3 protein-coding genes are annotated in these 6,404 nt (G+C 63.1%); 1 reads left to right on the top strand and 2 read right to left on the bottom strand.

All coding sequences use genetic code 11. From position 1 onward, the window contains the following. Positions 1-1,144: DUF4982 domain-containing protein (locus VL973_RS13295; protein ID WP_325284510.1), on the top strand; the 1,144-nt coding region annotated here is incomplete at its 5' end. A 45-nt stretch (positions 1,145-1,189) separates the two neighbouring features. Here VL973_RS13295 and VL973_RS13290 read toward each other — a convergent pair. Both VL973_RS13290 and VL973_RS13285 read right to left on the bottom strand, forming a co-directional pair. Beyond that, on the bottom strand, positions 1,190-2,518 hold the full coding sequence (locus VL973_RS13290; protein WP_325284509.1) for a Gfo/Idh/MocA family protein: 1,329 nt from the start codon (positions 2,516-2,518) through the stop codon (positions 1,190-1,192). Between the two features lie 205 nt (positions 2,519-2,723). Further along, a complete protein-coding gene (locus tag VL973_RS13285; RefSeq protein ID WP_325284508.1) occupies positions 2,724-6,068 on the bottom strand; it encodes a TonB-dependent receptor in 3,345 nt (1,114 codons plus the stop codon). Between the last annotated feature and the right edge of the window lie 336 nt (positions 6,069-6,404).

The following is a 6,404-nucleotide window of genomic DNA, read 5'->3' as shown; positions in this document are numbered from 1 at the left end:
CGAAGTCGCGCGCGAGGTGATGGCGCTGGCGCACCAGGAGGACAAAACCCGGCCGGTAATGGGTTCGATGAACATCAGCGGGCCGGGATCGGATTTCGCCAAGGCGTTCGACGCGATCGCACTCAATTATCAGGGCGCCGGCGTCCGCACCAAGATGCCGACCTTCGCGGGCTTTCGCGAACAGCATCCCGACAAGATCATCTTCAGCTCGGAAAGCGCCGCCGCCTATAGCAGTCGGGGCGAATATCAGTTCCCCGTGCCCGGTGGCATCAGCAACCCCGTGCGCCCCGGCGTGGGCGGGGACGAGGAAACGCATCAGGTCAGCGCTTACGAGCTGTTCGCCGCCGATTTCGGCGGATCGGCCGACCGCACCTGGGCCGCGCAGGACCAGAACCCCTATGTCGCGGGCGAGTTCGTGTGGACGGGCTTCGACTATCTGGGCGAACCGGCGCCCTATTACAGCTCGCGCAGTTCCTATTTCGGGATCGTCGACCTCGCCGGTTTCCCCAAGGATCGCTACTGGCTCTACAAGGCGCGGTGGAAACCGGATGAGAAGTTCGTCCACATCCTGCCGCACTGGAACTTCGCCGGGCGCGAGGGTCAGGTCACGCCCGTCCACGCCTTTACCTCAGCCGACGAGGCCGAGTTGTTCGTCAACGGCGAGTCACAGGGGCGGCAGAAGCGCGCGCCCTATGCCTATCGCTTCCGCTGGGATTATGTCCGCTACGCGCCGGGCGAGATCAAGGTCGTCACCTGGAAAGGCGGCAAGCCCTGGGCCGAACAGGTGGTGCGGACCACCGGCGCGCCGACGCGCATCGCCGCCAGCGCCGACCGCACGACCATCGCTAATGACGGCAAGGACCTGTCCTGGGTTGCCGTCGAACTGAAGGACGCCGAGGGCCGCTTCATCCCCACCGACAAGCGCGAAATCCGCTTTTCGCTCGACGGGCCGGGTGAGATCGTCGCGACCGACAATGGCGATCCGACCGATTTCACCGCCTTCCCCTCTCAGACGCGCAAGCTGTTCAACGGACGCGCGGTCGCGATCGTGCGCGCGGTGCCCGGCAAGCGCGGCGCCATCCGCGTGCGGGTGGCCGCCGACGGCCTGCCCGGTGCATCGGTCGAGATCCGGGCGCGCCCCTGATCGCGATGGGACGGGCGGGGCGCAAGGGTGCCCCGCCCGCCACGCTTATGCCGGCAGGCGATAGGGCGCGCGGTAGCGCGGCGTTATCAGGGCGTTCGCCTCCGCATCATCCTTGAACTGCCCCGCCTGGGCGTCCCAATGCACCTTGCGGCCGGTGCGATAGGCGACATTGCCCATCTGGCACACGATCGCCGTGTTGGCGGCCGATTCGATCGGGCAAGCGGGGGTGCGCGACCGATCCTTGACGCACGCGATGAAGTTCGCCGTGTGCCGGTCGAGGCCGTCGTCGGATGCCTTGATCGCGGGCACTTCGCGCGTCAGCGGCTTGCCGTCGCTGACTTCCGGGACGACCCACCACTTGCCGCGATCCACCACCAATGTGCCCGTTTCCCCGACGAACGCGACGCCGTGATCGCCGCCGCCATAGGGCCCCTGCCCGATGCCGACCGCATGTTCCCATTCGACCGAATAGTCGCCGAAATCGTAAATGGCGGTCTGGGTATCGGGTGTCTCCATCGCCGAATCGGGATAGCCATAAGGACCGCCCAGCGAACTGACCGAACGGGGCACCTGCGCCTTCATGCCCAGCAGCGCGATATCGATCAGGTGCACGCCCCAATCGGTCATCAGGCCGCCGGCATAATCCCAATACCAGCGCCAGCTGAAATGAAAGCGGTTGGGGTTGAAGGGACGCTGCGCCGCCGGGCCGAGCCAGCGGTCATAATCGACGCCCGGCGGCGGTGCCTGATCGGGCTGCGGCGCGACGCGCTTCATCCAGCCCATATAGGCCCATGCCTTGACCTTTCGGACGCGGCCGATGCCGCCATTGTGCACATGGGCGATGGCGTCGGCCCAGTGCTGGTTGCTGCGCTGCCACTGACCGACCTGAACCACTCGATTGTGGCGCTGTTTCGCTGCCACCATCGCGCGGCATTCGGCGATCGAATTGCCCAGCGGTTTCTCGCAATAGGCATCCTTGCCCGCCGACATCGCGTCGGTCAGTTGCAGCGCGTGCCAGTGGTCGGGCGTCGCGATGATGACCGCGTCCACCGACTTGTCGTCCAGCATCCGGCGATAGTCGTCGTAAAGCCGCGGGGCGCGGCCCGACATCTTCTGCAACTCGCCGCCGCGCTCGGCCAGCACGCGCGCATCGACGTCGCAAAGGGCCACCGGCGTGACGTCCGCACCCTTCAGCATCGCGTTCAGGTTGGACCAGCCCATGCCCTTGCAACCGATCAAACCAACCTGGACCTTGTCATTTGCCGACACGCGCCGGCGGTTCTGCGCCAACGCGCCGCCCAGGGGCGCCAGTGTCGCCGCCGACGCGGCCAGCCCGCCGGCAAGAAGGGTGCGACGATCGAAGCCAGAGGTCATGCAAGTCTCTCCCTGTTCACGGTTTTGTTCATCGTAACCCGGCGCCACCGGATCGCAAAGCCTGTCAGCGGGAGCGGCAATGCCACCACCGCGAACGCCGCCTCAAGCGGCACAAAAAAGGGCGGCGGCACTGCACCTGCAATCCCGCCGCCACGCATCGCTCTGTATCAGGACCGGAAAGCCCCCTTTCCTTCCGGTCAGCGACTTATAGTCGCCAGAGCGCGCCGATCACGATGCGGCGATCGTTCAGGAAGCTGAACCGATCATACATCTGGCCGCTGTCGTCGATATACGACCGGGCCTTGCTCTTGGTGTCGAGAATATTGGCGATCGAACCGCGGATCTGGAAATTGTTGAAGTTGAACTTCAACGACGCATCCAGGAAACCGGCCGCCGAGTTATAGATCGGATTGCCGGTCACATAATCACGGTAAGTCGTCAGATATTCCGAACGCCAGTTATAGGCGAGACGCGCTTCGACCTTCTTGTTCTGATAGATGGCGACGGCGTTGGCGATATGCTTGGACTGACCCAGCAGGTCGTTGACGCCCCACCGGAACACCGTCGTCAGATCGTCGGGATTGCCGTCGCCGTCACTGTCGACGCCATTGCCCGGCGGCGTCGTTTCGGCGTCAATATAAGTATAGTTACCCTGGAAGCCGAGATTCTTGAGCGCACCAGGCAGAAAATCGAAGAACTGCTGATAGCTGATTTCGACGCCCTTGACCGTCGCCGTCGCCTGATTGATCGGGCCATTATAGATAATCAGCGCCTGTTGCCCGTCCAGCGTCACGCTGCCCAGTGGCAGGTCGCCATTGGTAATGATGTTCTTCAGGTCCTTGTAGAAGCCGGCGACCGACAGATAACCGCCCTTGAAATACCATTCATAGGAAATGTCGAAACTGTCGGCGGTCGTCGGTTGCAGAGACGGGTTGCCGCGGCTGACCCGGATATCGCCGACGGTGATATTCTGCGCCCCCCGATCGATGCCGAACAGCGGATCGCTTTCGTCGAGCGGCGGGAACGGGACACGGTTGGTCGTCACCACATATTCCTGCGACGCGCGCAGATCCTGAACGTTGGGCCGGCTCAGCCCCTTGCTGTAACCGAACCGCATCAACATTTCGCGGTTCAGGTTCCATTTCAGGTTGAACGACGGCAGCCAGCGTTCGTCGACCTGATCGGCACTGGTCGCAAATGCCGCCTGCGCGGCATAGGCGACCGACTCCGGCAGAAAATCGGCCGGATCATCACGGCTTTCCGCATCGTCGGTGCGCGTGCGCTCACCCGTGGTCGGATCGATCGCCGGCGTCTGGACATCCTCGACGAACGGACGGAACGCGCGGAAACCCGCCGATGTCAGCTCGGTGCGGACATATCGGACACCGATATTGCCGTCGAGCGACATGCCGTTGTCGAAGCCCTGCTTGAAGTCGACGCGGACATAGGCGTTGGTCGTCTTTTCGGTGATGTCCGATGTGTCTTCGGGCCGGAAAATGGGTCGGCCGAACCGGCTGCCATCGGCCTCGCCACGCGGAACCCAGCCGTAATTGGTGCCGAGTTGCGGTTCGCCCGCGATATAGCTGCGAAAGTTCTCATAGCTCGACAGCAGGTTCTCGTTCACGAACGCGAACGACGTGTTCAGCCCGTTGACGACGCCGCCGCGGAAGAAGTCGCTGAAATCGACCGCTTCGGCTGCCTGCCCCGGATTGTCGAACGTGCCGACGATGCCGAAGCCGCCACGGCCGTCCCATGCCGGGGCCATCGAACCCCAGTTAAGCGCCATTTCGGAGTTTACCTGGCTGCGTTCGGAATAACGCGCGCCGAACTTCACCGCGTCGAACCAGCTGGCCAGACCATCGCCGCCCGACAGGTCATAATCAAGGTCGGCGCGGAACGCATAAAGCTCACCGGTGCCGACCTGAAACTGGTCGGCCACGAACTGCCAGTTGGCGCCGTTCAGATCGCCGAGGCTGGTCGGCGTGGGGATATAGACACCTTCATTCTGCGGCGTATCGGGATTGTCATCAACATCGCCCGTGAACCGCGTCTGACCCGCATTGAAGCGGTGCGCGGGATCGATGAAGAACTGGATCTCGGGGTTATCCAGATCCTGCCGGATCCGCCAGTTGGCATAGGTGTTGAGACCGCCCCAGATCTGCCGCTGCTGCGCGAACGCCTTGGTATATTGACCGTCGAGCGTAATCAGCAGCCGGTCGGTGGCATTCCACTTGATGTTGAGGCTGTAATCCTCGGTGGTCGATTCCTCGATCTTGCCGATGCCGAGCGAGCCGATCGGCGAACCGCGCGCACCTGTCCACGAATCGGCATTGTTGGTGACGAAACCCGATTCCATCAGTCCGCCGCGCACCGGGATCAGCGTTTCGCAATCGCCCGGATTGGTCGGAAAGCCGCCGGGGCCGCTGCACATCGGCAAGCCGGCCGAACCGAAGCCACGGTCGATGACCAGATCGCTGACGCCCGCCGTGGTGCCGGTATCATGTTCCGGGAACCATTCGAACGTGCGTTCGATGCTGTCGATTTCGGTATCGGCGCGGATATACTTCGCCGTCACCTGAAGATTGTCGATCTTCCACTGACCGGCCAGATAATAGCTGGTGCGGTCGCGATCGACATCGTTGGTCCGCATCTGGAACCCGGGCGTGATGCCGATGATGTTCGCCGGATCGACGCCGTCGAACTCACCCAGTTTCAATTCACCCGTCAGCGCCGTTTCAGGGACATTGCCATTGGCGTCCAGCACGCGCGGCATCGGCGCGTTCTGCTGCCAGCCATGGATGCGCGAATTGAGCCGCGATTTGGAGAATGAGCCGAGCAGGCCGAACTCACCGATATCGGTCTGCCAGCGCGAACCGGCGGTGATGCTGCCTTGCGGCGACCATTCCTTGCGGAGGTCCGAATAAGTGGTGTCGAGCGCCACCACCAGCGTCGTGCCGGGGCGGTCGAACGGCTCCAGCGTTCGCAGATTGATCGTGCCGCCGATGCCGCCTTCGATCAGATCGGCCGTCTGGTTCTTGTAAACATCGACGCCGCCGACCAGTTCAGGCGGGATGCTGGAAAAGTCGAGCGAGCGGCCGCCATTGGCGCTGAACGCGTCACGCCCGTTGAACTCCGATCGAACGAAACCCAGGCCCCGGACCAGGTTGCCGCGCCCTTCGGGCGAGGGAAAGTCGGGGCTGGCGCCGCCGGTCGGGAAACGCGAGATGGTGACGCCCGGAATACGGCCGATCGCTTCGGCGACCGACAGGTCGGGCAGCGTCGCGATGTCCGACGCCGACAGCGAATCGACGAAAGTCGATGCGGCGCGCTTGATTTCCTTGGCCGATTCGAGTGCGCCGCGAATACCGGTGACGACGATTTCCTCGTCCGACAGCGGCGCGGACGCCGGCGTCTGCTGGCCTTCGCCGGTATCGGGCGGACCGGCCTGGGCCAGTGCCGCCGACGGCATGACAACGAAACTGAGTGCGGATGTCGCCAGCAGCAGACGCTTGGCCGACCATGACGGATTCGGAATCCGATTGCTCTTCACAGTGCTTACCCCCTCCCATAAAGGCCGAATCCCCACGGCCTTTTGTCCCCCTCGCGCCGAGCCACATGTTCTTGGGCGCCCCGCTCTTTGAGCATTTGCAACCCGTGGTCTTTGGCCGAGGCGATTCGGATAACTCATACTTTTTGGTCCGGCAAGACGCCAAAATTGATATGAAGCGAAAATTGACAACGTTGCACTTGTCAGCTTTTGTCGTGACAGCACGCCGGCATCGGGCAAAGATCCGCCACGCCGACGTGCGAATGATATTCACGGTCAGAAAAGTCCTGCTTTTCGGGACAGCTGAACCGGATTTGGGGGGCGGAAATGACTGATCGC

This window comes from Sphingomonas sp., from assembly GCF_035490575.1.
Lineage (GTDB): Bacteria > Pseudomonadota > Alphaproteobacteria > Sphingomonadales > Sphingomonadaceae > Sphingomonas.
Note: the sequence above shows the minus strand (reverse complement) of the source record. Positions and strands in the feature narration are given on the sequence as shown.

Excerpts from the sequence above, each read along its gene's own strand:
- VL973_RS13290 (WP_325284509.1), bottom strand. The coding sequence starts at position 2,518 with ATGACCTCTGGCTTCGATCGTCGCACCCTTCTTGCCGGCGGGCTGGCC.